At 47.2% G+C, this 24,842-nt stretch carries 23 protein-coding genes; 4 read left to right on the top strand and 19 right to left on the bottom strand.

The window, feature by feature from the left end; translation table 11 throughout:
• Positions 1-185: 185 nt before the first annotated feature.
• Complete coding sequence (locus AC07KQ_RS08210) at positions 186-2,276, top strand: Orn/Lys/Arg family decarboxylase (RefSeq protein ID WP_016387937.1); 2,091 nt, start codon at positions 186-188, stop codon at positions 2,274-2,276.
• Positions 2,277-2,329: 53 nt separating this feature from the next.
• Here AC07KQ_RS08210 and AC07KQ_RS08215 read toward each other — a convergent pair whose 3' ends face one another.
• Both AC07KQ_RS08215 and miaA read right to left on the bottom strand, forming a co-directional pair.
• Positions 2,330-3,586 (bottom strand): methionine gamma-lyase family protein, encoded by a 1,257-nt coding sequence (locus tag AC07KQ_RS08215; RefSeq protein WP_016387938.1) that lies wholly within the window; start codon positions 3,584-3,586, stop codon positions 2,330-2,332.
• A 143-nt stretch (positions 3,587-3,729) separates the two neighbouring features.
• A complete protein-coding gene (gene miaA, locus AC07KQ_RS08220; protein ID WP_016387939.1) occupies positions 3,730-4,659 on the bottom strand; it encodes a tRNA (adenosine(37)-N6)-dimethylallyltransferase MiaA in 930 nt (309 codons plus the stop codon).
• Positions 4,660-4,727: 68 nt separating this feature from the next.
• Between miaA and AC07KQ_RS08225 the strand changes: the two genes are divergently transcribed.
• Entirely contained in the window at positions 4,728-4,907 is a 180-nt protein-coding gene (locus AC07KQ_RS08225; RefSeq protein ID WP_003564621.1) for a DUF3042 family protein, read from the top strand.
• Between the two features lie 102 nt (positions 4,908-5,009).
• Here the strand turns inward: AC07KQ_RS08225 and AC07KQ_RS08230 are convergent, their stop codons facing one another.
• The 5 genes from AC07KQ_RS08230 to AC07KQ_RS08250 all read right to left on the bottom strand — a co-directional run bounded on the left by AC07KQ_RS08230 (position 5,010) and on the right by AC07KQ_RS08250 (position 9,649).
• Positions 5,010-5,417: a rhodanese-like domain-containing protein gene (locus tag AC07KQ_RS08230; RefSeq protein WP_003579508.1), complete on the bottom strand. Its 408-nt coding sequence runs from the start codon at positions 5,415-5,417 to the stop codon at positions 5,010-5,012.
• Positions 5,418-5,438: 21 nt separating this feature from the next.
• Complete coding sequence (locus AC07KQ_RS08235) at positions 5,439-6,401, bottom strand: ROK family glucokinase (protein WP_003564617.1); 963 nt, start codon at positions 6,399-6,401, stop codon at positions 5,439-5,441.
• Positions 6,394-6,648, bottom strand: a complete 255-nt coding sequence (locus AC07KQ_RS08240) for a YqgQ family protein (RefSeq protein ID WP_003579510.1) — start codon at positions 6,646-6,648, stop codon at positions 6,394-6,396. Before AC07KQ_RS08240 ends, AC07KQ_RS08235 begins: the two co-directional genes overlap by 8 nt.
• 1 nt (position 6,649) lies before the next feature.
• Positions 6,650-7,333: a rhomboid family intramembrane serine protease gene (locus AC07KQ_RS08245; RefSeq protein ID WP_003564613.1), complete on the bottom strand. Its 684-nt coding sequence runs from the start codon at positions 7,331-7,333 to the stop codon at positions 6,650-6,652.
• A 189-nt stretch (positions 7,334-7,522) separates the two neighbouring features.
• The gene (locus tag AC07KQ_RS08250) at positions 7,523-9,649 is read right to left on the bottom strand and encodes a peptidoglycan D,D-transpeptidase FtsI family protein (protein ID WP_003564611.1); all 2,127 of its coding nucleotides are present in this window, start codon (positions 9,647-9,649) and stop codon (positions 7,523-7,525) included.
• A gap of 151 nt (positions 9,650-9,800) precedes the next feature.
• Between AC07KQ_RS08250 and AC07KQ_RS08255 the strand changes: the two genes are divergently transcribed.
• Entirely contained in the window at positions 9,801-12,407 is a 2,607-nt protein-coding gene (locus AC07KQ_RS08255) for a YfhO family protein (RefSeq protein ID WP_016387940.1), read from the top strand.
• Between the two features lie 222 nt (positions 12,408-12,629).
• Here the strand turns inward: AC07KQ_RS08255 and AC07KQ_RS08260 are convergent, their stop codons facing one another.
• From AC07KQ_RS08260 to AC07KQ_RS08315, 12 genes are all read right to left on the bottom strand, one after another.
• Positions 12,630-12,929 (bottom strand): HesB/YadR/YfhF family protein, encoded by a 300-nt coding sequence (locus AC07KQ_RS08260; protein ID WP_003564606.1) that lies wholly within the window; start codon positions 12,927-12,929, stop codon positions 12,630-12,632.
• Positions 12,910-13,575, bottom strand: coding sequence for a response regulator (locus AC07KQ_RS08265; RefSeq protein ID WP_003564604.1), 666 nt, complete (start codon positions 13,573-13,575; stop codon positions 12,910-12,912). Before AC07KQ_RS08265 ends, AC07KQ_RS08260 begins: the two co-directional genes overlap by 20 nt.
• Positions 13,568-14,632, bottom strand: a complete 1,065-nt coding sequence (locus tag AC07KQ_RS08270; protein ID WP_003564602.1) for a sensor histidine kinase — start codon at positions 14,630-14,632, stop codon at positions 13,568-13,570. Before AC07KQ_RS08270 ends, AC07KQ_RS08265 begins: the two co-directional genes overlap by 8 nt.
• Positions 14,629-15,333, bottom strand: coding sequence for a cell wall-active antibiotics response protein LiaF (gene liaF / locus AC07KQ_RS08275; RefSeq protein ID WP_003602556.1), 705 nt, complete (start codon positions 15,331-15,333; stop codon positions 14,629-14,631). Before liaF ends, AC07KQ_RS08270 begins: the two co-directional genes overlap by 4 nt.
• 249 nt (positions 15,334-15,582) lie before the next feature.
• Entirely contained in the window at positions 15,583-16,053 is a 471-nt protein-coding gene (gene greA / locus AC07KQ_RS08280; protein WP_003564597.1) for a transcription elongation factor GreA, read from the bottom strand.
• A gap of 66 nt (positions 16,054-16,119) precedes the next feature.
• Positions 16,120-16,758, bottom strand: a complete 639-nt coding sequence (gene udk / locus AC07KQ_RS08285; RefSeq protein WP_003575382.1) for a uridine kinase — start codon at positions 16,756-16,758, stop codon at positions 16,120-16,122.
• Positions 16,759-16,859: 101 nt separating this feature from the next.
• Positions 16,860-18,011, bottom strand: coding sequence for an endolytic transglycosylase MltG (gene mltG, locus AC07KQ_RS08290; RefSeq protein ID WP_003564593.1), 1,152 nt, complete (start codon positions 18,009-18,011; stop codon positions 16,860-16,862).
• A 214-nt stretch (positions 18,012-18,225) separates the two neighbouring features.
• Positions 18,226-20,637 carry a phenylalanine--tRNA ligase subunit beta gene (gene pheT / locus AC07KQ_RS08295; protein WP_016387941.1) on the bottom strand — a complete coding sequence of 804 codons (2,412 nt, stop codon included), beginning with the start codon at positions 20,635-20,637 and terminating at the stop codon, positions 18,226-18,228.
• 1 nt (position 20,638) lies between these two features.
• Positions 20,639-21,685, bottom strand: a complete 1,047-nt coding sequence (gene pheS, locus AC07KQ_RS08300) for a phenylalanine--tRNA ligase subunit alpha (protein WP_003564587.1) — start codon at positions 21,683-21,685, stop codon at positions 20,639-20,641.
• 746 nt (positions 21,686-22,431) lie between these two features.
• Positions 22,432-22,806, bottom strand: a complete 375-nt coding sequence (locus tag AC07KQ_RS08305) for a winged helix-turn-helix transcriptional regulator (protein WP_003564585.1) — start codon at positions 22,804-22,806, stop codon at positions 22,432-22,434.
• Between the two features lie 190 nt (positions 22,807-22,996).
• On the bottom strand, positions 22,997-23,500 hold the full coding sequence (locus tag AC07KQ_RS08310) for an HD domain-containing protein (protein ID WP_003564583.1): 504 nt from the start codon (positions 23,498-23,500) through the stop codon (positions 22,997-22,999).
• Positions 23,501-23,583: 83 nt separating this feature from the next.
• A complete protein-coding gene (locus AC07KQ_RS08315) occupies positions 23,584-24,345 on the bottom strand; it encodes a TrmH family RNA methyltransferase (RefSeq protein WP_480156538.1) in 762 nt (253 codons plus the stop codon).
• Positions 24,346-24,544: 199 nt separating this feature from the next.
• Between AC07KQ_RS08315 and AC07KQ_RS08320 the strand changes: the two genes are divergently transcribed.
• The gene (locus AC07KQ_RS08320) at positions 24,545-24,826 is read left to right on the top strand and encodes an acylphosphatase (RefSeq protein WP_003564577.1); all 282 of its coding nucleotides are present in this window, start codon (positions 24,545-24,547) and stop codon (positions 24,824-24,826) included.
• Positions 24,827-24,842 lie beyond the last annotated feature (16 nt).

Genomic DNA, 24,842 nt, shown 5'->3' on the forward strand with positions numbered 1-24,842 from the left:
GCGCAACCGTTTCCAACCGCTATGTCGCTATCATCCCACCACCAATCACATCATCACACTGCCGGCTCAGACTGTTGGCACGAATAGAAGGCATCGAAGACACAGTCTTTGAAGTCACTCTAAAAATTTTCCGTTTAACATTATGTTAAAATCAACTGAATCTATTTTGAAAGGAACTCGCAGGCATGCACTTATATATCGGCTACTCAGAAAAAGTAGCAGCAAGGATACTGCCCACCAATTGGCGTTGTTTAACTGCGGCACCATTAGCTGCCTTTGGCGCAGCAATCATCGATGCTTCTGACACTGCAACGCTCACTCAGCTTGTGGCCAGCCAATTACCCTTACCAACTTTTATCATCGGCCAGATACCAATCAGTCACACTGGTCAGCTGACAGTCACCAACATCGATACACTTAATACCGCAACGATGGCTCAGATTACTGCTGCTGCACAAGCTTATGAGCAAACCATGGTACCAGCATTCATTCGCGACTTACTGGACTATGCGAAGGCGGACCCAACCAGCTTTGCGACTCCTGGCCACCACAGCGGTCACTACGACGACTTAGCACCAGCAGGTTACTTACTTCATCAGGCTTACGGCCCATCTTTCTTCGCTAGCGATACCAGCGATGTCGTCACTTCTTTGGGCGATATGTTAACACATGGGGGCACCCCGCTAGCTGCCGAAGAAGCGACCGCGCAGTTATATCATGCCGATGAAACTTATTTTGTGACCAACGGCACGACTGGATCGAATAACATTGTGGCCAGTGCATTGCTCACGCCAGGCGATTTGGTTTTATTCGATCGGAATAACCACAAATCTTTTTATAACGCGGCACTCGTTCAAAATGATGCCCGCCCGGTTTATTTGGATACACTTCGAACGAAACGTGGTTTGATTGGTCCGATCGATTTACAGAATCTAACCCATGAAAGTCTGCGACAAATGGCGGTAGCGGTGGCTCCCGAAAAGGCACATCAATCGCGGCCATTTCGACTGACAATTCTTGAACTAGAAACCTTTGATGGCATTGTGCCAAATGTCCGTCAGTTAATCGATCTTTTTGGGCCTTTAACCGACTACATTGTTTTCGATGCTGCCTGGGGTGGTTATGAGCCGTTTATTCCAGCAATGACGCCCATGGATCCCCTGCAGGTACCGCTTGGGCCGACTGACCCTGGTATCATCGTCACCCAAAGTGTCCACAAACAGCAATCCGGGTTTGGCCAGGCATCACAGATTCATAAAAAAGATGCCCATATTAAGGGACAAGCGCGATATGTCGGTCACGAACAGTTCAACCACGCGTACTTAAAACATGTTACGACCAGCTACAATTATCCGCTTTACGCGTCATTAGTCGCCAACACTGCCATTAATCAAGGCGCTCGCGGACAAAAAATCTGGCAAGATGCCATTCGAGCAGCACTCGGCTTTCGCCGCTCGCTCAACGATTCGCGACTCTTTTCTGCTTACGAACCGCCTGAGTTGACAACTTTGCCTGCTGATCAGGCCATTCAGACTGCTGAGGCTTGGTCCATGACGCCACAAGCTGCATGGCATCAACTCGCAGGCCTTCAACCTGATCAAGCATTTCTTGATCCAGGTAAAGTGACCGTGCTATTACCCGACACAGCCGCATTTGGCATCAGCGGTTGGTTAGTAGATCGTTATTTACTTGACCACGGCATTATTCCGGAAAAGGCCGACCTAAATAGCCTGCTTTTTTTAGTGACGCCGGGAACCGCTCGAACAGACTGGCAACGATTGCGCCAAGTGTTAGCGCAGTTTGAAGCCGATTATTTTGCAAATAAAACCGTTGCTGAAAGTTTGCCAAAATTAGTCGCTGAAACTGGCGAGGCGTATGCACATCAAACATTACGCGAACTAAGTCAGACCATGTCGGACTTTTTCCGAGAAGCGCACCTAACTGAGCAACAACGTGACTTGTTTACCAACACCAACGCCATCCCCACTGCCATGACCCCGCAAGCCGCCGATCGTTATTTTGTTCGCGGTCAAATTGACACCATCCCTCTGGAGCAAGCCACGGGCCGTATCGCAGTCGACGGCGCGCTGCCCTATCCGCCCGGAATCTTTGTGGTTGTCCCTGGCGAACGCTGGCGACCGGAAGCGATCAGTTACTTTCAAACACTTTTTGAAGGTATACGGCACTTCCCCGGCTTTACCCCAGAAATCCAAGGCGTTATCGCTCGTGCAGGTGGTCAGCCATATGTTCATGTTGTTCATGAACAACTTTCATAGCCGTCAAAAAAAGCGATCAATTAGCTTGATCGCGTTTTTTTGCTTATCCTATTCTAGTTATCAAAGAAAGTGGACTGCGCAGCTCCCATGGTCGCCAATTTAATATGCGCATAGGTTAACCCGCCTTGCAGGTATAACGTATACGGCGGGCGCAACGGGCCATCACCGGAAAATTCAATCGTAGAGCCAGCGACAAATGTGCCGCCTGCCATAATGACTTGATCCTCATAACCGGCCATTTTTTCCGGAATCGGCGTCACAAAGCTGTCAACTGGCGAGTTTGCTTGAACAGCCTTAGCAAATTTCACCATGTCATCGGCATTGCCGAAGTTGACTGTTTGAATCAAATCGGTTCGCGGTGCATCCCAAGCTGGTGAGACGTCCAGCCCCAGTTTAGCAAACAAGGCTGCTTCGAAAATGGCGCCTTTAATAGCATTCCCTGTGGTTTGCGGCGAAATGAAGAAGCCTTGATACATGTCAGCCAACGCATCGACTGTGGCCCCTTCAGCCCCGCCAAGACCCGGTACCGTGAACCGATAACTGATGCGGTCAATCAGATCCTTTTTACCGACAATATAACCGCCAGTTTTGGCCATGCCACCGCCTGCGTTTTTAAACAACGAGCCGGCCATGACATCAGCACCGACTTCCAGTGGTTCCTTGGTTTCCGAGAACTCGCCATAGGCATTATCGACAAAAATCCAGACGTTCGGCAAAACACTGCGAACAACTTTGATCATCGCAGCGATCTGATCAACGGTGAAAGAATCGCGGGTTGCATAACCGCGAGATCGCTGAATGGCAACCACTTTGGTCTTATCGTTCAACCGCGCTTTGACAGCATCATCGTCAACCGCCCCGTTTGGCAGCAGGTCAACATAATCAACACCAATGCCATATTCTTGCGGCGCGCCAATCCCGTTGCCAGCTAAGCCTAGTACTTCCTGCAGGGTATCGTACGGCTTACCGGTGATGTACACAATATCGTCACCTGGCCGAACCAACCCTAATAAGGCAACGCCAATTGCATGCGTACCAGAAACAAATTGCGGCCGCACCAGTGCATCTTCGCCGCCCAAAACATCGGCGTAGATGGCCTCCAAGACATCGCGGCCTTCATCATTATGACCATAACCGGTTGATCCGGTTAGATAACTTTCTGCCACATGATGGTTTTGAAAACTTGTTAAAACCTTATTCTGATTCTCCAAGATACGCGCATCAATTTTTGCCAGTTGTGGCGCGATCTGTGCGTCAACTTCTTTAACCATTGTCTGTAATTTTGGATCAAACTTATCCATCCAACTCATGATACTTTTCTCCTTTAAATGAGCGCGAACAGGCGCGTTTAGAAATCGGCGCATAGATGAGCGTTAACCAGATTTGCTCGAAGCTGAACCTAGCCAATCTGGTTGACGGCCCTCATATCCAAATTGATACGACTGTATTCGCGTTAACGTTGTTTAAGCCAATGTTGCACCAACGTAACAATGGCATTTTTGTCTTCCGGATGCGCGACCAGATCAAACCAATGGGTCGGCATCTGATTGCGAAAATAGGTCAGCTGCCGTTTAGCAAAATGCCGGGAATGTTGCTTAATCAGTGCAACACAATTCGCCAATTCAGCCTGACTGTGAAGATATGGCACTAGCTCTTTGTAGCCGATAGCCTGCATGGCCTGTGCATCTGCTGGCACGGTTTTTAATAGCTGCTCAACTTCAGCGAGTAACCCGGCCTGCATCATCGCATCCACCCGTGCATTAATTCGATCATACAAAACGGCTCGGTCCGTGGTTAAGCCAATGACCAAGGTCGAGAACAACGGCTCTGGTTGTGGCTGGTCAGAAAAGCGCCGTCCGGTTAATTCACCGACTTCTAAGGCACGAATCACCCGCCGCGTATTGGCCGGCGCAATTTGTTGCGCAGCATCTGGGTCGCGCTGTGCCAATTGCTGCCACAACCATGATTGACCGTTTGTTGCTAGCGCCACCTGCCAGCGCTGCCGAATAGCTGTCGGCGGCGCCTTCCCGCCTAAAGGCAGATTTAAGCGCAAACTATTAAGATAAAAACCGGTACCGCCTACCAAAATCGGTAATTGTTGCCGATCAGCCACCGTATCAATCATGGCCGTCGCTGCCTTTTTAAACTTGGCGACCGAGTATGCGACGGTAGGGTCAGCGATATCCAATAAATGGTGTGGCACCCCTTGCATCTCTTCTGGCGTGATTTTCGCCGTTCCAATGTCCATGTGGCGATAAATCTGATAGGCGTCGCCGTTAATCACTTCACCGTGTAGCTGCTGGGCTAAATAAACGCCGAGGTCACTTTTTCCGACAGCTGTCGGTCCGACAATCATGACAATCCGTTTGGCTGGTTTATCCATTTCATTAAGCTCCGATAGTATAGTATAATAAAAACAGTATCATAGATCATTAATCAGGGGGGATTTTCATGAAACATAAATTTGCTCGTGGCTTTTTTGTTGGCACGCTGATGACCCTTGGCGCAATTGCCGGTAGCGTTTTTGCCTTTAAGAAAAACTATATCGAACCTGTGGAAACTAAGGTCGATGAAATTAACGATAACCGGCGTAAAGCTAACCGTAAACGTTTCTCAGCTCATCAAGGTTAAGCAACACCAGCTGTTAATAGCGGTATGTTCATAATGAGCGCCGCTATCAGCAAAAAAGCAATCGACAAGTTCGATTGCTTTTTTCTTGCGCTTATGTAGCGGCTAATAGTTAGTCGGGCTCTTTTTTGTTTTGCCTGACCAGTTATCATAGCCGCCTTTTAGCCAACTGATTTTTTCGAAACCATTCTTGCGTAAACGCCGAGCAGCACGCAAGGAGAGCACGCCAGTTTTGTCATAGAGATAAACAGGCAGATCTTGACGCATTTCACCCATCCGTTCACGCAACTGCGTATAAGGAATATCGCGGGCACCGAGAATATGGCCCGCTTTGAATTCGTTACGCTCGCGTAAGTCAATAATCTGTGCTTTACGCATGGTGTGTTCAAAGTCATCCGGCGTGATCTCGCCGCCGATAGCCTTAAACCGTGATTTTTGATAGTAACTCCACAACCAGTTGAAACCCCAATAAATCAGAAATAATCCAACAAAAATTAACAGATAAGTTAACACGTGTATGACTCCTTCTTCCGCTTACTTAAGTGCAAGGCTGGCAGCTCCGATAACGCCAGCAGTGTTACCTAGCGTTGCCAGACGCAGACTTGTTGTTTCCCGAACATTCGGGAACGTATTTTCCTTGAAATACTTATCAACTCGCTTCAGCAAAAAGTCACCTGCTGCTGAAACGCCGCCACCAATGACGATGAATTTCGGATTCAGCAGATTGCCGACATTTGCCAATGCCAAGCCAAGAAAGTAGCTAACCCGGTCAACAATCATCAACGCAAGTTTGTCGCCGGTTTTGGCAAGATCAAAAACAATTTTGCTAGAAATCTCATCGCCATCATCTAACGTCTGCTTCAGTTTGGAGTCGCCAGCGAATTCTTCAGCCATATCCCGGGCCACCCGGACAACGCCAGTCGCACTGGCTACAGTTTCGAGACAACCGCGTTTGCCGCAAGTACAGAGATAACCATTGACCGGATCAACAGTTACGTGTCCGAGTTCGCCTGCTGAGCCTGCAACACCATGCAATAAGTTACCATCGGCAATAATGCCGCCGCCAACGCCTGTGCCAAGCGTTACGAAAGTTACATTGGCGTCATTTTCGCCAGCGCCTTTCCAACGTTCGCCCAAGGCAGCAACATTGGCGTCGTTATCAATACTAAAGGGAATCCCAGTACCAGCCTCAATATCCTTCTTAGCCTGCTGCAATGTTTTCCAATTCAAGTTGTAAGCGCCAATTACCGTGCCTGCTTCAATATCAACTGAACCAGGTGAGCCCATACCGATACCGACAAAATCATTCGGTGTCATGTTGTAGAGTTTGAGATGTTCGTTGATCGAATCAATGATATCCGGCAAGATGTGACTGCCTTCATCCAAAATATTAGTATCGATACTCCAGCGCTGTTGAATCTCACCATCAGTGGTTAAGATCGCGAATTTAACCGTTGTGCCGCCCAAATCGACACCAATTAATTTTTTGTCATTCATCTTTGTCATTCCTCCGTTTTTCGGCGGGCAGTGGCAGCTCATGATTTAAAGGATGTGCCTCTTCTTGCGCGTGTGCATGCCGCAGCACGACTTTTGCATTCAGGTAAACCTTGTCATCAATGAGCTGCGCTTTGTGCAGCCGATCTAATTCAAGTGCAGCCAGTTCGATATCCCACTCACGCTTTCCAACATGAATGAACGTACCAAACCCCTTTAATAATTGCAGAACATCATAGTAAGTTTTCATACTAGCCTGCGTTAAATCCTAAGAAAAGCAACGCGCCCAGTCCGAAGAGCAAGGTGACAGCTGAAGCAATCCGCCGCGGTGTCCCCATGCGACCAAGTGCCGGAGCACCCAACATGCCTGCTGCAAGAAAGCCACCAAGCAAACCGCCAATGTGACCAAAAATGTCAATGCCGCTGGAAAACAGATTAAACAGTAAGTTCAAGCCAACCAACAGTAAGAATTGGCGCGCCAACTGACGAATCACTGGATTTTCTTTGAAGCTGTCGCCGAGCATCAAGCAGGCACCGAGCAAACCGAAAATTGCTGTACTGGCACCTGCTGCAAGTGTGTTAGGACTAAAGGCAAAACTCGCGACATTACCGGCAAAACCCGAAATAAAGTACAACAGAAAGAATCGCCAATGGCCAAATAGTTGTTCCGTCATTTGTCCCAAATAATACAATGAGAAACCGTTAACCAGAATGTGCATTAAGCCGATGTGGACAAATACTGGTGTCATCAATCGCCACCACTGACCATACAAAATCAAAGGATTCAGCCGCGCGCCGTAGAAAACCAACACGCTATTATTGGTACTGCCACCAGAGAAAGTCTCCAAAAGGAAGACCAAAATGGTAACCGCTAAAATAGCATTGGTCACATAAGCTGAATTTTGCAACCGAGAGCGCCAGTTTGAATAATTCATAGTTTCCTTTCTAACCCATCTGCCAAGCAGACAGGAACTGCTTGCCGTATGCCGAGCCTGCCGCACCAATCCGCTAAAAAAACAACAGGTCCGCCTGTTGTTTTTCGCACCGTCAGAAGCGTTGGCCAAACACTTGGCGGCCATGTTCTTGTAGTAGTTTAGCATTTTTTGCACACGCTGCCAACACGATCAGCCGTTAACTGTCTTCTGATGAATCGAATAATCCTTATCTTCTTTGATGTTGTTCATCTGATAGAAGTCAGTAAACATTTCTTTGGCAATCTGCAGTTGATAAGGCGTGGTGGTTTCAGCCTTCAGATTCGGAATAATCACTGCAATCGCAATCTTTGGATCCTTCGCTGGTGCATACCCAACGAAACTTTCCGTGATGGTTTCAGTGAGCGCTGAATCTTTGGACTCACGGGCAAACCCTTGAGCAGTCCCGGTTTTCCCGGCAACGCCCGGATTCAAGGTATTCAGCGAAGTCGCTGTAGTCCAACCGTTTGTGCCATGCACAACCTGCCACATTCCTTGCTTAACTAGGTTAATCTGATCTTGCGTATTGTCGATTTTTGAAGTAACGGAAGGCTGAGTTGAGGTTAACACCGGACCGCTACTGCCATCGCTCAGTGTTTGGCTAATACTGTTCACTAAGAATGGTTTCATCCGATAACCGTTGTTGGCAATGGCGCTGATATACTGCAGCATCTGAATAAGGGTGTAGTTATCATAGTTCCCGTAAGACAAATCCAACGCCGAACCGACAAGCAAATTGCCTGATGAATCATGCGTATTGCCTTCTAACCCTGCAATCTCACCGGGCAAGTCAATCCCAGTTTTGAGACCTAATCCGAATTGGTTAAAGTAGCCGCGCATTTTGCTAAAAATATCCGAATTCAATTTCAGATAATTATTTGGCGAGTACGCATAGTGGCCTTCTTTCATGGCCAGCCACATCATGTAAATGTTACTGGAAACTTCCAGCGCAGAGGCTGCATCCAATGAACTGAAGGTACCGACCGGGTAAACAGATTTCTTGACTGGTGTACCAGGCAAGTAAATCGGTGTATCAGCTTGAGTATTAGAATTGACGGTAATCACGCCATCTTGCAAGGCGCCTAGCACCGTGGCACCCTTAACCGCTGACCCAACAACAAATGCGCGGTTGATAACGCCAAGTGCATCATCTTCAACCTTATGTGTCTGAACATCCTGATGCTGACCCGCCATGGCAAGGATACGACCCGTATTTGGATCCATCGCAACCGCGTAAGCACCGTCTGACAAGCTGCCCGCACCAGCAGATCGAATTGAACTGAAGGTGTCACTCAAAGACTTTTCGACTTTCTTCTGATAATCCGAATCGATCGTCAGATTCAAATTGGCGCCTTGTTGCCCCTTGAACTTGGAAACAGATTGAATAATCTGGTTGTTATTCCCGATTTCAACCTGCGTTTGACTCTTGGAACCCTTCAGAACATTTTCATATGCCTTTTCAAGGTAACTGGTGCCGACCCGGTCATTCCGAGCATAGCCATTTGCCAAATATGCCTGTAGTTGGTCAGCTGGCAACCCTGACTTTTCGTTGGAAACTTGTCCAATGATTGACGTCATAGAGTCACCGTTCGGATAAGATCGCTCCCAGTCAGTCCCAAGGTTCACCCCAGGCATTTGCGTCAAGCGCTCACCGACAACCGCGACTTCATGTGCCGTCACGTCTTGATTCTTAAGGTAGACAGTCGATAGCTGAGTGGCGCCATTCATAATTTTGTAAAGGCCGGCTGCTTCTTTTTGAGTCGCCGTAAAGGTTGGCATGTGTTGACGCACGTAAGCGACCTCATACTTGTACAATTCGTCAGCTTTGTCTGTCGGCAGATCTTGAATTTTCTTTGGCAGTTTGGAAACAATCTGTTTTGAAACTTTCGTTGGTGCCAAATAGTAGTCAATATAATCGCGCTTGGTAAGATTGTCTTCAGGCTTGTCAATAAGCTTGGCAAGCTGATTAGCAATGTCATACATCTGCTGCGATTTAGCCCCAACACTCTTAGTGTAAGTGATGGCATTATTCGCCTTATTCGTCACTAGAGCACGGCCCTTGCTATCAAAAATAAGCCCACGAGGCACATTGCCGGTGACCACTGTTTTGTTGGTGCGATCGACTTCAGCAGCCAACCGCGGGCCATTTAAAATCTGCAAATAAGCCAGCTGTGCAACTAAGGCTGCCAGCAGGAGAAACGCAATGAAAAATAATAAATTTAAGCGAAACGGAATTTGACTCTTGTTCCGTTTGGGTTGCGGTGTACGAATGTACTTCACCTAAAATTGCTCCTTCAGAATTTCTATCTTATAAAGTGTAGCAAAGAACCAGTCAAAACGCCATGACACGTGTCTTATGATATGCTTGAAATACGGAAGACGACACCTAAAATGCCGGAATTAATCTTATTTTAGAAGTTGGTGGACACTTGTGCGACAACGTTGGTTGAAAAATTATCCGCTGATCCTCAGTTTTCTTTTACCGGGACTGCTCGTCGGCCTTTATTTTGCAATCCGTGGCACCTTTCCATTTGGATCAAGCAGTGTGTTGACAGTGGATCTGGGACAGCAATATATCGATTTCTTCGCTTACTTGCGGCAAACCTTGCTCGGCCATCCTGGCCAACTTTTTTACGCCTTCAATAAAGCACTTGGCGGTGACATGTACGGGGTCTTTGCCTACTATTTGCTTAGCCCATTCAACTGGCTAGTTGTGTTGTTTCCAGCAGATATGCTGGATGTCGCTGCCTTCTTAATCACGGTGTTAAAAATCAGCACCATCGGCTTCACCATGGGTTGGTACGCTAAACGTCACGCCATCCACGGCATGATGATTCCGGCGTTTGGGTTAGCCTATGCTTTGAGTGGCTGGCTGTTGGCCAATAGCTTTAATCTGATGTGGCTGGATGCTGCAATGCTACTGCCGCTCATTATTGACAGTGTTGAAATACTATTCAAAGACGGCCGCGTTATGGCCTATATTGGCTGGCTCGCCGCGGCTCTCATCATTAATTTTTATACCGGCTATATGATTGCCTTGTTTTTAATCTTGTATGCCATTTACTGGCTCATTGCCCATACCTCAACATGGCAGCATTTTTGGCGATCTGGACTGCGGTTTATCGGCGCCAGCGGGTTAGCTGGGATGATCAGTGCGGTTGTGCTATTGCCCACCTGGTTTCAACTGTCCCAGTCAAAAGGCACTTACACCGTGGCGACGATACGTTGGCGCTTTGAATATGCGCCAACAAGGTTTTTGAGTAAAATGCTGCCAGGCAGTTTTAACTTTGACCAAATGCCATCCGGTTATCCCAACTATTACATTGGTGCTTTAGGATTTGTACTGGTTGTCCTCTTTTTCCTATCCAAAAGTCATCCTTGGCGCCAAAAATTGGCAGCGGCTGGCGTGACAATTGTGTTAATCCTATCGTGCATGCTAGAACCGCTTGACTTACTGTGGCACGGCTTTCAGTTTCCGGTTTGGTATCCATACCGGTTTACATTTGTATTGTGCTTCTGGTTTTTGAGTCTGGGTATCGCTGTCCTGCCGCATTTACAAATTGGCATTCCTTTGCAATGGTTAGGCGTTCTGCTGCTTGTGTTCGGCGCTATTTACATTGATGTCGCTGCCAACCTCAAACACTTCAGCTTTCTGACCGTGGGCCACTTGCTTTTTGGCGCAGGCTGTCTACTGCTGGCATTTGTCTGGTTTAGTTTGGACAATCGCCGGCCAGTCTGGTTCGGTTTTGCGATCGTGTTAATTGACTTAAGTGGCAGTTTAATCCTGACGCTTAATCAACTAGCCTATTTGAATCACAGTGATTACCACGATTATACCGCCGCCTTGATTCGCGGGACACAGACCATCCAGCAGCATGATCCCGGTTTGTTTCGAGTTGGAAAAACCACCATTCGAACCCGTAATGACCCCATGACGGCCAATTATCTCGGCGCAGACCAATTTAACTCCATGTTAGAGCCGGCTGTCCCCAAATTCTTTGGTCAGTTAGGGCAACCTGAAGACGATGGTTCGGTGGCCTACACAAATGGCACTTTAATTACGGACAGTCTACTAGGCATGAAATATTATCTGACGCCAACCAAACGGGCGGCAAAAAAACTACCAGATGCCGGTCAACGACCAGATCTAAAGTGGTATCGGCCGATCAAAACGACGCCTACTTGGCAAATCCTGCGATCACCTTTTGCCCAAAGTCTGGGCTTTGTAGCCGATACTGATTTGCTCAAACAACCACTCTATAGTGAAACCCCGCTTGCCAATCAGTCCTTAATCCTGCAATCAGCCCTCGGCAAGTCGGGCAATCCTTATTTTACGCCAACAGCATTAGAGGCACCGCAACTCACCGGTGTGCGCCGAGTCTCAACTGGCAACGCACCCACTTATGCTAAGGTTGGTCAGGGTCCCCACGATGTCACTTATCGATTTAAGCCAATACCAGGTAAAATCTATGTGTTAACCCTCGGCAGCCAGTTTGCTGACCATTTAGTGACACTCAATCAAAATGGGCAAACTGTCACCTTGCCAGATAGTTTTAACGATACCATTACGGTCAATGTCACCCCCCGTAGTCCTAAAGCTGAACAAGTTTTGCGGTTTCGCCTGAATAAAAAAGACGCCTGGTTTGAAAATTTTAGCTTATATCAAGCTGACGCCAAGCAAGTTATCCACGATCTTAAAAAACTGCAAACAGGATCTTGGCATGTGATACAACACACGGCTACCACCGTTGAAGCGACGATCAACATTTTGCACGACCACCAAATGCTGCAAACCACGATCCCAACCGCCCCTGGTTGGCACGTGAAAGTTGACAATCGACCTGTCACCGTCAAAAAAAGTTTAGGCATTTTCATGGCCATGCCGCTAAAACCTGGGCAGCACGTGATTACCATGCGTTACGTCCCGCCATTATTAGGGTGGGGTGCTGTGATAACGGTGACTGGCCTATGCTTAACGGCTTGTTGGTATGTCGTTGATAAGCGGCGCTTCTCGCGACACCTTGTTTCGCGACGGTGAGATATCCGAAGTTTTTTGACCAACCATTGCAACTCAAAAGCCAGTATCCGAACGTCTTTGATCGTAGCCAATTGATTGGCCGTTACAATCAAAAGCGCAGGTATACTGGCTTTTTAAACGCGCTAATTCAGACCTGCCCACAAACTTTTTCAAGCATGCCTAATGCCACTATAGCCGAGCCATAAAAGACGCGCTGGGCATTAAAGCTTGCCGAAAGCACGCTTATTCTTCTTTAAATTCATACTTCGGTTCATCCAAGTGCGCATCATAGTCCACTGTCATGGCAAGATTTTCAAAGAACCATGCATCGGTTGGATCAACAAAATAAGTGACGCCGTCTTTTTCTACTGCCATGATTGGCTGGTCAGGATGATCATCACGTGTCATGCCAACACTAAAGCCATCATGAACCTGAGTCTTACCATATGCCTTCCCAAAAAAACGGATACCAGCACCCTTGTCTGGCAAACTTAATTCACGGTGAAACCAACGACTTGCTTCATCAGTGATCGCGAGTTGCAACCCCATCATCTCCTTGATCGTTTTTTACGAGTCCATGTTTAAGTGCATAAATAGCTGCCTGCGTTCGGTCCTCCACATCCAGTTTCGCCAAAATGTTGGACACATGCGTCTTAACGGTTTTTAGCGTGATAAAAAGTTCTGTCGCAATTTCTTGATTCGACTTACCTTGCGCGATCAGTTGCAATACCTCACGTTCACGATTGGTTAACTCATCATACTGTGGTTGCGGATGATTCATGCGATTCATCATTTTAGTCGTGACTTGCGGCTCCAAAACTCGCTCACCTTTAGCTGTTTGCCGAATCGCCTTGGCAATTTCCTCGGCTGTGGCTGTCTTGAGAATGTAACTGGCCGCCCCCGCCTCCATGGCTGGATACACCTTGGCATCATCAATAAAACTCGTCAAAATAATAATTCGTGCTTGCGGCCATGCCTTCAGAATCTCCTTGGTTGCCGTGATCCCGTCTTTCACCGGCATCACGAGATCCATCAAAATAATATCAGGCCGATCTTTAAGTGCCATATCGACACCCTCTTGACCGTTTTCGGCCTGATCAACCACTTCCAAATCAGGTTGGACCCCTATGTAAGTTGCCAACCCCAACCGAACCATTTCGTGATCATCAACAATCAATACTTTAATCATGCGCAACATCCTTTGATAATGGCACCCTGACTTCAACACTGGTTCCCTGTCCGACCACGCTCACCACTTTCGCAGTTCCGCCCATGGCCGCGGCACGTTCCTTGATATTTGCAAGCCCATAATTACCATTACTGCTGGCTTGTTTCGCATCAAATCCGACACCGTCATCGACCATCCGCAACACCACCATATCCTGCAGCTGTTTCAGATAAACTTCAAGGCTCGTTGCCTTGGCGTGTCGTAACGTGTTACTTAAAAGTTCTTGAACAATTCTAAAAAGATTATCTTCGGCCGCTGGATTCAATTTAATATCATCCAACTGCCACGTGATCTCGATTGTAATCTTGGTTTGCAATTCTTTCAACAATTGAATAATCCCTTGTTTCAAAGATTTGCCTTCAAGATTAGTCGGCCGCAAATGCAGCAGCAATGCGCGCATTTCCGCCTGTGCCTCATTGATCACCTTTTGGATCGTATCCAGTTGTTTGCTCAGTTCAGCCTGCGCAGGGTCACGATCAGCCACACTACGCAGCGCAGATAACATCATCATCGCAGCAAATAACTGTTGTGAGACAGAGTCGTGCAGTTCACGAGCAAGCCGATGCCGTTCACCGGTTAAAATGGCTTCTTTTGTTTCACCGGAAAATCGAACCGGCGTGTTGCTATACCGTTCAATCTCACGTTGTAAGCGTATCATTTTTTGCCGCAACTCTTCAAGCAAGGCTGCCGGTTGCTTACCCAAAGCGCCGACTGCCTGCTGCGAGCGACTAAAAATAGGTGCCTGATATTGTCCAGCATTTAATTGTGCCAATCGGCTGTCCAACTGACTGTGCATGACTCGCTGCCGCCACATGACAATAACCGTCGCACCGGTACTGATCAACAAAGCGCCGATTACCAGATAAACCAAAACCGGCGCGGACAGGACGGTGGTCAATAACACCTGCAAAAAATCATGTTCGGTTACTTTAGCTAGCATGAAAACCAAACAGGCCTCGACCAAAAGCGCCCAGACCAGTAATGCCATAAAAAAGCCAACCAGCATCCGTCTTCTCATACAGCCAGCACCTCCAAATCGCCGACACCCACACTCGTAATGATGTGAATGCGGCGCGGTGCATCATCATAGTCCTTTGAATATGCCGTGACACTTTGGCTATGCAGCATCGAATCTTTATTTTCAAAATGCAAGGTACCATAAAAGGCAGCGTGTTCAACCGCAACACCAACGCCAATCGGCACCAGAATTCGCGTTTTGCCAAAACCTTTGCGAATCATGATCACACTATCGCCTTTAGGTAGAAAGGTGTCACCTAAATCAATAATGGTATCGCCAGCTGGCACAACCATATTAATGTCATCCCAATCATAGGTTGGCGAAATCGTATGCCGATCAGTCCACGAGTTAATCGTGCGCTTACCGGCCTTTTCACTGGGCTCCTTGGTCACTGGCGCTACATACTGTTTGCGATCCCAAGCCGAAAACCCCATACCTGGTTTCGTAACGACCATGATTATGAACACACCCGCGATCATTAGAATGAGCCAAATGGCCGGATTGATAAAAATTCCCAAGACTAACAAAATCCCGCCAAAAGCCACATTGAACGAGCGCAACCGATGCCATCGCGCACCGAGGAAAAGAAAAAACACGCCCACTAGGATCGTTGTCAGTGCCATAGGATTCGTGATGATCTGGAAAAACAGCCACAGGGTTAAAGCTAACTCGATGCCTAAAAATAATTGCCAGCGGCGCACGACGATCCCCCCTTGTCTACTTTTTAGCGTATACATTGACTCGATGTCGATTCATTTCAATTAATTATAACGAATTTCGTTGCCTTTGACTTAGGGCGTAAGGCTGAATTTGCAACCCAACATGTGGCTCAGTCGCCGTTTCACTTTTTTAAAGCCACAAAAAACGACAAACGTCTTCTCCTTGATAACCGGAAAAGACATTTGCCGTTGATTGCTTTTGGCGCAAGTTGACAAAGCGTTATGTGCTGATCAGCCTTCAACTTTGGTGATCTTGATCTTCATCTCACCACCAGGGGTACTGATCGTGACCTTATCGCCCACTTTACGGCCAATCAGACCTTGAGCGATCGGGCTTTCGTTGCTAATTTTACCGTTGAAGGCGTCTGCTTCAGCAGCGCCGACGATTTCATATGTTTCTTCATCACCGTCTTCTTCAAACGTGACTTTCTTACCAAGTGATACTTCGTTCTTAGCAACCGCTTTTGAATCAATAATTTCAGCGTAACGAAGCATTGTTTGAATGGTCACGATCCGATTTTCCAAGGTGGATTGTTCATCCTTAGCTGCTTCATATTCAGAGTTCTCTGAAAGATCACCAAAACCGCGAGCAACCTTGATCCGGTCGATAACTTCTGGACGCTTCTTGGTCTTCAATTCCTCCAACTCGTCTTCGAGTTTCTTTTTGCCTTCCGCTGTCATTGGATAGCTTTTGTCTGCCATAAAATTCTTACCTCACTTCTTATTTTCCTTAGTCACTGTATTAAGACCAGCCGCATTTGTCAATGATTACTCTTGCAAACCGCGTTCGGCCAGAATGGCTTTGATCTTAGTAACCAGTAAATCAATGGCGACTTGATTTTGGCCACCTTCAGGCACAATCAAGTCAGCGTAACGCTTCGATGGTTCGACAAACTGATGATACATCGGTTTTACCGTTTTTAAATATTGATTAATAATCGAATCCAGTGAACGCCCACGCGATACCATGTCCCGCTTGATGCGGCGGATGACCCGAATATCATCATCAGTATCGACAAACACCTTAATATCCATCATGTCGCGTAATTCTGCGTCATCAAGAATTAGAATACCTTCAAGAATAATCACATCTTTTGGGGCCAGATGAACGGTTCGGTCAGAGCGATTATGAATCGTGTAATCATACACCGGTTGATCGACAGCTTGCCGATGGATCAACCGATTTAAGTGATCCTTTAACAATGGTGTGTCAAATGCCAAAGGATGGTCATAGTTAATCTTTTTTCGTTCTGAAAACGGCATGTCACTTTTCTTGTAATAAGCATCTTGCGCTAATAAAAGCAATGAGTGCCCCGAAAAATGATCAAAAATCGCTCGACTCACACTTGTCTTGCCGCTGGCAGAACCACCTGTCACGCCAATCACAATCGGTTTTTTCTGCTGCACCTTGAAGCCCTCCTCAAAACTCATCCTTCAGCCCAGAAACAACCGCATAAGGACCCTGGTCACAATGACCAAGGTCCTTATGCGGCCAAAGTCCAATTAGGTTACTTATCTGCCGCTGCATTATCGCTGGCAAACTTAGCCGTATTGGCATCATGTTGTTCCCGTGTTGTCGCGTAAAGTACTTCACCAGTTTTAAGGTTAGCAACAAAGTACAAGTAGTCCTTGTCACGTGCATCAGGGCTGAGAACCGCTGTGATACTTTGCTCACTTGGCGAGTCAAACGGTCCCGGTCCATAGCCGGTGTGGACGTATAAGTTGTACGGTGAATCAACGCTAGTATCCTTGTTAGTCAGATGTGTTTTATGCGTGTTCAATGCATACATAACAGAGATATCCGATTGTAGTGGCATCCCCGCATCAATTCGGTTCAAGAAGACACCAGCTATTTTGCGACGATCATCTTGGGTGACCCCTTCACGCTCAACTAACGATGCAAGCGTCATGACTTCTTGAACGGTGTATTGCTGCTTCTTAATGCTCTTGTAGTAACTCTGCATCACACTGTCTGTCTTGGCAACCATCGCATCCACAAGGTCCTTGACTGTTTCACCAGCGCCAACGTTATAAGTCGCAGGGAAAAGATAGCCTTCCAATCGATAGCGAACTCCTTTTGCATTGGCCGCTGAACTCAGCAATTGCGGATATTTCTTAGCCAATTGATTAAAGAAGGTTTGATCTTTCATCAATGCCAGAAATTTCTTTCCGGTCAGATTTTTGTTACTTTTCGTTAACTTATCCATCGACGTCGCGATTTGTTCGATCGTTGTGCCTTCTTTAACTAGCAATTGGCCCGCAGCAGTGGTGGCACTGCCACCCGCACGCAAGGCTTGAATCACCGTGCTCATATTGGCGCGTTGTGTCAACTTGTACTGGCCCGCCTGAAAGTCGGCGATATTGTGGAATTTCACATAGTAACTAAAAACAGTGGCGCTCTTAATGACATGTTTGGCTTCCAGCTGCGCGGCAATCTGTTTCGTTGACGAACCCGCTGGCACCGTCACACTAATCGACGTCTTGCCATTTGGATCAACCGGCTCAAGCGCTGAACGGACATAGCGGTAGCCCATCAAACCAACGATCACTAGGACCGCCAATACAATCCCAATAACCCAAGCAACGATCTTGTTGGCTACTTTCTTTTCACTAGAACGCTGGCGCCGCTTGTCTTGTCGATCTGATGACCGTCTATCCAAAAATGTTGCCTCCTCTAAGATTAACACGGTCACTGGCACAGAAATCTGCACTTAAGAAGCTCGTCCACAATGGCCAAAGTACCGGCCATCGTGCCCAAGGCTGCCTATGTGACGGTTTCCAAACGTACCTAGTCCCGCTCTACTTAACTATTCTGAACAATAAATCTGAATCAGCAAATATTATACCCAACCAGCGACAAAAATGCGACTGCATCTAGCGAATAGCAGCCCCGATTCCTGTCTGTAACGCCGCCTTCACTTTGTCAAACGCCTGCGTCACTTCGTCTTCAGTCAACGTCTGATCGTCTCGACGATAAGTTAGCGTATACGCCAAACTCTTCTGACCCGCGGCAATGTGATCGCCTGCATAAACATCAAACAACGTCACATCCTGCAAGAAGGCACCGCCGTGTTCATGGAAAATAGCCATGACTTGATCGTTCGTTACTTGCTCGTCAACTTGCAAAGCAATATCACGGGTTACTGCCGGGAACTTCGGTGCGGATTGCGCGATTTTTTCCTGTCGCGGTGCGGCAAATAGCGCATCCAAATCTAATTCAAAAACAAAGGTGGCTGGCAGGTGCTCTGCATGTTCAAAGGCAGGATGCAAGCGCCCCAAAATGCCAACAAGTTGATCGCCGACAAAAATGTTTGCGGCTTGACCAGGATGGAGTTCAGCAACAGCTTGCGTTGCTTCAAAGCGAATCGGATCGGCCAGCGAATAATCACCCAGCAAATGTGTCACAATGCCCTTAGCGTAAAAGAAATCAACGGCTTTCGCAGATTGATGCCAATCTTTTGCGACAACATTGCCAGTGATGGCACCACCCAAATATTCAATTTCGGTTGGCCGCACCTGATCGCCTGTTTTGGTAAAGATCCGGCCTTGTTCATAAATCGCAACATTGGTTTCCTTCCGCGCTTGATTATACTTGATGACATTTAGCAAACCACTAATCATGTTCATCCGCAAAACAGCATGATCGGTCGTCATCGGTGAATCGACTTTGGTTGGGAGCCCAGGTTGCAGCTTGAATTGCTCGGCAGCCTCGGCAGTTGTCAACGCATAGGTGATGACTTGGGTCAGACCCAATCCTTCTAATAGATGACGTGTACGTCGGATCCGTTTTTGTTGCGAGGTGTACTCGCCAATAGTCATGGTTGTCGTTGGTAACGTACTTGGCAAATTGTCAAACCCATAGATTCGCGCAACTTCTTCCACCAAGTCCGCTTTGATATGAATATCCCACCGGCGTGGCGGTACAGCGACGGCAAACAAGCCATCAGATTCGGTCACATCAAAACCGAGTTGTTCAAAAATCTGCGTCACTTGTTGCTGCGTCAAATCGGTACCTAAAACATGGTTGATATGATCAAGCGAAATATCGACGACAACATCTTCTGCAGAAACTGAAGTCGGGCTAACCGTTCCCTTTGCAACCTGGCCCTCGCTTAATTCAGCCATCCAAGCAACTGCAGCATCTAAAGCACGATTGATATCAGCCAAGTTCGTCCCTTTTTCAAATCGGGAAGAGGCTTCAGACCGTAAATTGTACTTAAGGGCTGTTTTACGGACATTGACTGGATTAAAACTAGCAGACTCAATCACAACGGTGGTCGTTTCTGGCGTAATTTCAGAATTCAAGCCGCCCATGACGCCAGCCAAAGCAACTGGTACCTGCCCATTCGTAATCACAATATCTTGATCATCTAATTCATGTTCATTGCCATCCAGCGTGGTCAAAGGTTCGCCATTTTTAGCGCGCCGCACCACAATCTGCTGGCTGCCTAACTTGGCATAGTCAAAAGCGTGCAGCGGTTGCCCATAAGCCAGCATAATAAGATTGGTCACATCAACAATATTATTAATTGGACGGATACCTGCTAACCACAGGCGTTTTTGCAACCACAAAGGACTTTCTTGAACCTTCACATGATCAATGACCCGCAGTTGATAACTCGGAGCGTCTTTGGCATCCTTGACCTCGGCACTCAAAAAATCGCCGACCGGACGATCACCTTCAGTTAATGGCTTTTCTTCAAAATGGGGCTTTTCTGCATAAGTAGCGCCAACTTCCCAGGCTACGCCCCGCATGCCAAGTGCATCAGCGCGATTAGGCGTGATCTCAAAGTCCAAAATGGCGTCATGCATGCCTAACGCAGCTAAGGCATCACTGCCAGGCTCTAATGGCTCGTTAAAGACATAGATACCATTCAAATATGGTTTCGGCACGACGTTTTCACTAAAACCAATTTCCTGTAAGGCACAAATCATGCCAAGGCTTTCTTCACCGCGCATTTTGCCTTTTTTAATTTTAACGTTATCCGCAATGCGCGCGCCTGGCAGCGCCACAATAACAGTTTGACCGGCGGCAACATTTGGCGCGCCGCAGACAATTTGGCGCGGCGTTTCTTCACCGACGTCAACTTGACAAAGATGTAAATGATCAGAGTTCGGATGTGGCGTAGCACTTACCACTTTACCGACGACAATCTTTTTCAAGCCGGCGTCTGGATGCTTCACGCCATCAACTTCAATCCCTGTTCGTGACACTTTATCGGCCAGTTCTTCTGGTGAAACCGGCACGTCAACTAATTCTTTTAACCATTCATATGAGACGTCCATCTTAACCCTCCTGGCTGAATTGCGTTAAGAAGCGCAAGTCGTCTGTGTAGAAACTGCGAATGTCGTCAATCCCGTATTTCAGCATCGCAAACCGATCTGGACCAAGGCCAAAGGCAAAGCCGCCGTATACGTCAGCATCAATGTTCGCTGCCCGTAGCACATTGGGATGCACCATGCCGGCACCTAACACTTCAATCCAACCGGTATATTTGCAAACCGGGCAACCTTTACCGCCGCAACGAAAACAGGAAACATCAACTTCAACGGATGGCTCCGTAAATGGAAAATAACTTGGCCGCAAGCGAATTGTCCGATCTTTACCAAACACGTGTTGGCACATGGCCAACAAGGTTCCCTTTAGATCAGCCATGGTTATATGCTTGTCAATGACGAGTCCTTCCATCTGGTGAAACTGATGGCTATGAGTAGCATCGTCGTCATCACGTCGATAAACCACCCCAGGGCTAATCATTTTCAGCGGTCCTTTGGTAAAGTCGTGCTTTTCCATTGTCCGCGCCTGCATTGGACTTGTCTGCGAGCGCATGAGTAACTCATTGGTAATATAAAAAGTCTCTTGCATATCACGAGCAGGATGATCCTTAGGGATGTTCATCATCTCAAAGTTATAGTGATCTTCTTCAACTTCTGGACCGGTCAAAACTTGGTAACCCATGCCCATAAAAAAGCCTTCAAGATCGTCCATAATCTGCGTGATAATATGTGGTGTGCCAGCCTCAACCGGATCACCAGGCAAGGTCACATCAACGGTCTCTGATGCTAATTTCGCATTGATCACCGCCTGTTCGAGCTGGGCTTTGCGGGCTTCGATCACTGCACTGAGATCGTCGCGAATTTTGTTGGCGAACGCGCCGACTTTTGGCCGTTCTTCAGCGGACAAATCTTTCATGCCGCGCAAAACACCGGTAATCGGGCCCTTCTTGCCCAATAATTGGACGCGAATCTGATTTAATTCATCTAACGACTTAACCTTTTTAATGGTGTCGTTGTTTTGTTGGAACAATTGTTCAAGTTTGGTTTGAAGATCCATGTTCTTCCTCCTTGGTTGCTGACGTGAGGGTTGATACAACTTTCTGATGCATTTGAAGGCATAAAAAAAGTCCCTCTCGAAAAAGGGACGAAGCATCGCGGTACCACCCTTGTTCATGGTCACGAAATAACCATGCACTCAACAAGGTAACGGCTAGGCCGGAGCTTTCTAAGTGTTGCCACTTCAAAAGTCAACTCAGAAAGTGAAGACAAACATTTTGGCGATAGACGTCTTGCAGTCGTATGAACGTCATTCCCTATCTCGTCAGCCTGTTTGGGCTTTCGTCATCGTTTTTACGTCTTTTTAGATAAACTAAGCTTAGCAAATTCAGCGCCAACGTCAAGTGGTGATTCGCGCTAGTTAATAAAAAATGTGGTGTCATCACGCTCCCTATGACTTGTCGTTTGCTAGACTCCGAGTAACCTTTGAAAGGAACTAGACGATGCAGTCCCTAACCTCGGCCGTGCCAAACTCCGCAATCTCCGGCCAGACGGGGCTGGAACGCTGTGACGGCGCTTCGAGCCCGCAAAGCCCGCGGTCTCGAAGTCGCCTAACAACATCAGCGACAAGACCGGTCGCTGTGTTGTTTGCACGGCTGAGCCCCATCTGGCCTACGATTGCTCCGCCTTAGCACTGGAATTTTGAAATCCTGTATCAAATTGTCTATGAGAAACGAAAGACGAATAATTTTCCGCATTTGGAAAACCATTCGTCTGCATTTAATACGTTTGGATTATGCTGAATCCCTACTTCTCGTTAGCGTGGCATTCAGCATCTGTGACCCATGCATCGCCCCATGCGTGTGCGGCGGCCATAACTGAATTGAGGCCGCGGCCTTTGTCAGTTAACGCGTATTCAATCAAAGCTGAGTCTTTGTGGGTCAAGCGATCCACAAGGCCTTCGCCTTCGAGTTCCTTTAAGCGTTCGACCAAGACCCGATCGGAACACCGCGGGATTAATTGCGCAATGTCCTTAAAACGGGAATTGCCATTGTTTAATAAAACTTCCAAAATCAGTCCGTTCCATTTCTTTCCTAAGATCTCAAAAGTATGTTGAAATTTTGGACAAAGAGCGACCTGCTGGCTTTGACAATCGGCTGTACTGGTTACTGTTGCATCCACTCTACTCACCTCATAATTCCCATTCACTTACATTTATATAGTGCTAGAATACCACAATGTAAAAATATTACAAGCCAGTCCTCGAGAAACGTTGAAAAATATGGCAAAACTTTCCAGAAAAAGAACCACGGCATTCATCCGTGGTTCCAATCGTCCTTCACAGCCAAATAGCTGCTAAAACTTTGCGATCCTAATTTAAAGCCTTTAAGTGAGTGTGGATCGGATGCCGGAGCTTGTGCATCCATGGTACAACGACTTCATCCATGGCGGCATAATCATCGACAAGTGAAACAACGAAACTTTCCTTATACTTCGGTAAGCCAACCGTTGCGCCCCACATGTGTTTGACGATAATGTCTTTTTCCATCGGTGACAATTCAGTCAGCTTTTCAGCATTCCGCAAAGCAATCCGTGGATGGATGAAGGCATGAGTCCCCAAGTCAAACTTGGTTTTACGCCAATCGTAGTAAAACAGGTCGTGCAACAAGCCTGCCCGGGCGATCGCACGAACATTCAAGTGCAGCCGTTTCCCAATCAGATAACTCTGGTAAGAAACACTGATCGAGTGTTCCAATCGGTTAGAATAATGATGTTGCGGGTGTTCTGCCAGTCGCTGGACTTCGGGTTTGGCTAAAAGATCCGCCACATACCCAACGTACTCAGCATCCGATTGCCAATCGCGTTTTTTGCTCAAGACATCTGCTCCTTTTGTGGTTTGATGAACACACTTATAGTATAACAGGTTCTAACCAGAAAGGTCACGTTTGTAAGGGATTCTTAATCCCCGACTAAATGAAACATCATGACTGCTGCAGCAACCGCCACATTCAATGATTCAGCTTTGCCCCGGATCGGAATGTAAAGGTTCGTATCGGTATTTTGTAACAAAACTGGATCCATGCCATTGCCTTCATTGCCCACAATTAAGGCAAATCGTTCGCTCGGTTGAATGCTATGATAACTTTTAGCTTTTTCATTTAATTCTGAGCCATAAACCGGGATGCCGCCACGGTGTAAGGCTTTGATAATTGGCATTAATTTAGCGGAGACAATGCGCACATGGAATTGACTGCCTTGCATCGCACGTAATACTTTTGGACCGAACGCATCCGCTGTCCCATTACCGAAGACCACTGTTTGAATCCCAGCTGCATCTGCAGTTCGCACCAAGGTCCCAACGTTACCCGGGTCCTGAATCGCATCCAACAATAAGAACTGACCACTCAATGGCTCTGGCAATTGTTCTGCGCGGCGCGGCATCACAGCAAAAATGCCTTGCGGGGTCTGAGTGTCGCTTAAATGCTCAGAAACGGATTCAGAAATCTGTGTGATTTTGTCATAAAATGGCTTGAGCGCACGATCTTCAACATACTTTTCGGTCGCATAAATATCATAAGGGGTCTGGCCACTGGCAAGTGCCTCTTGGACCAAGTGACGGCCTTCTAATAAGTAGCGGCCAGCATCCTTTTGATGTTTTTTAACCGTGAGTTTATTGGCTGTTTTGATTCTGTCATTCTTAGGTGATGAAATATATTCCATGAAGTTCTCCTTATTTTTAAATGGTACTTTGTTTGCTTGATGCCGTTTGGCGGGTTTTCTTCTTGCAAGACAAAATCCAACTTAAGTCTGTTGTCGTTTCTACTATAAGCCTTATGCTACACTAGTATGGACTGTGGAGAAAGCTAAGATGAGCAAATGCTGCTTGACAGCATCTCCAATTAAGAAAGGAAGTGTCTTTTTGGTCAAACTTGCTAAACAAATCGTCGTCCGCGGACGGGTGCAAGGCGTCGGTTTCCGCTGGGCCACGAAGATGATCGCCGACAATCTTGATATTAGCGGCACGATTGAGAATCGGTCTGATGGCTCTGTCTTTATTCAGGCTGCAGGTGAACCGTTAAACCTTGCCAAATTTGTGGCGAAGGTTAAGGCCGGTCCAAACCCATATGCAAACGTGTCGACCTACGAAGAACAGCCGCTTGAAGACGTGCCAAACTTCCGCGGTTTTCAAGTTACCGGTTGAATCCAACCAGTCCATA

The sequence above is a fragment of the Lacticaseibacillus sp. YLM2-1 genome, from assembly GCF_056583465.1.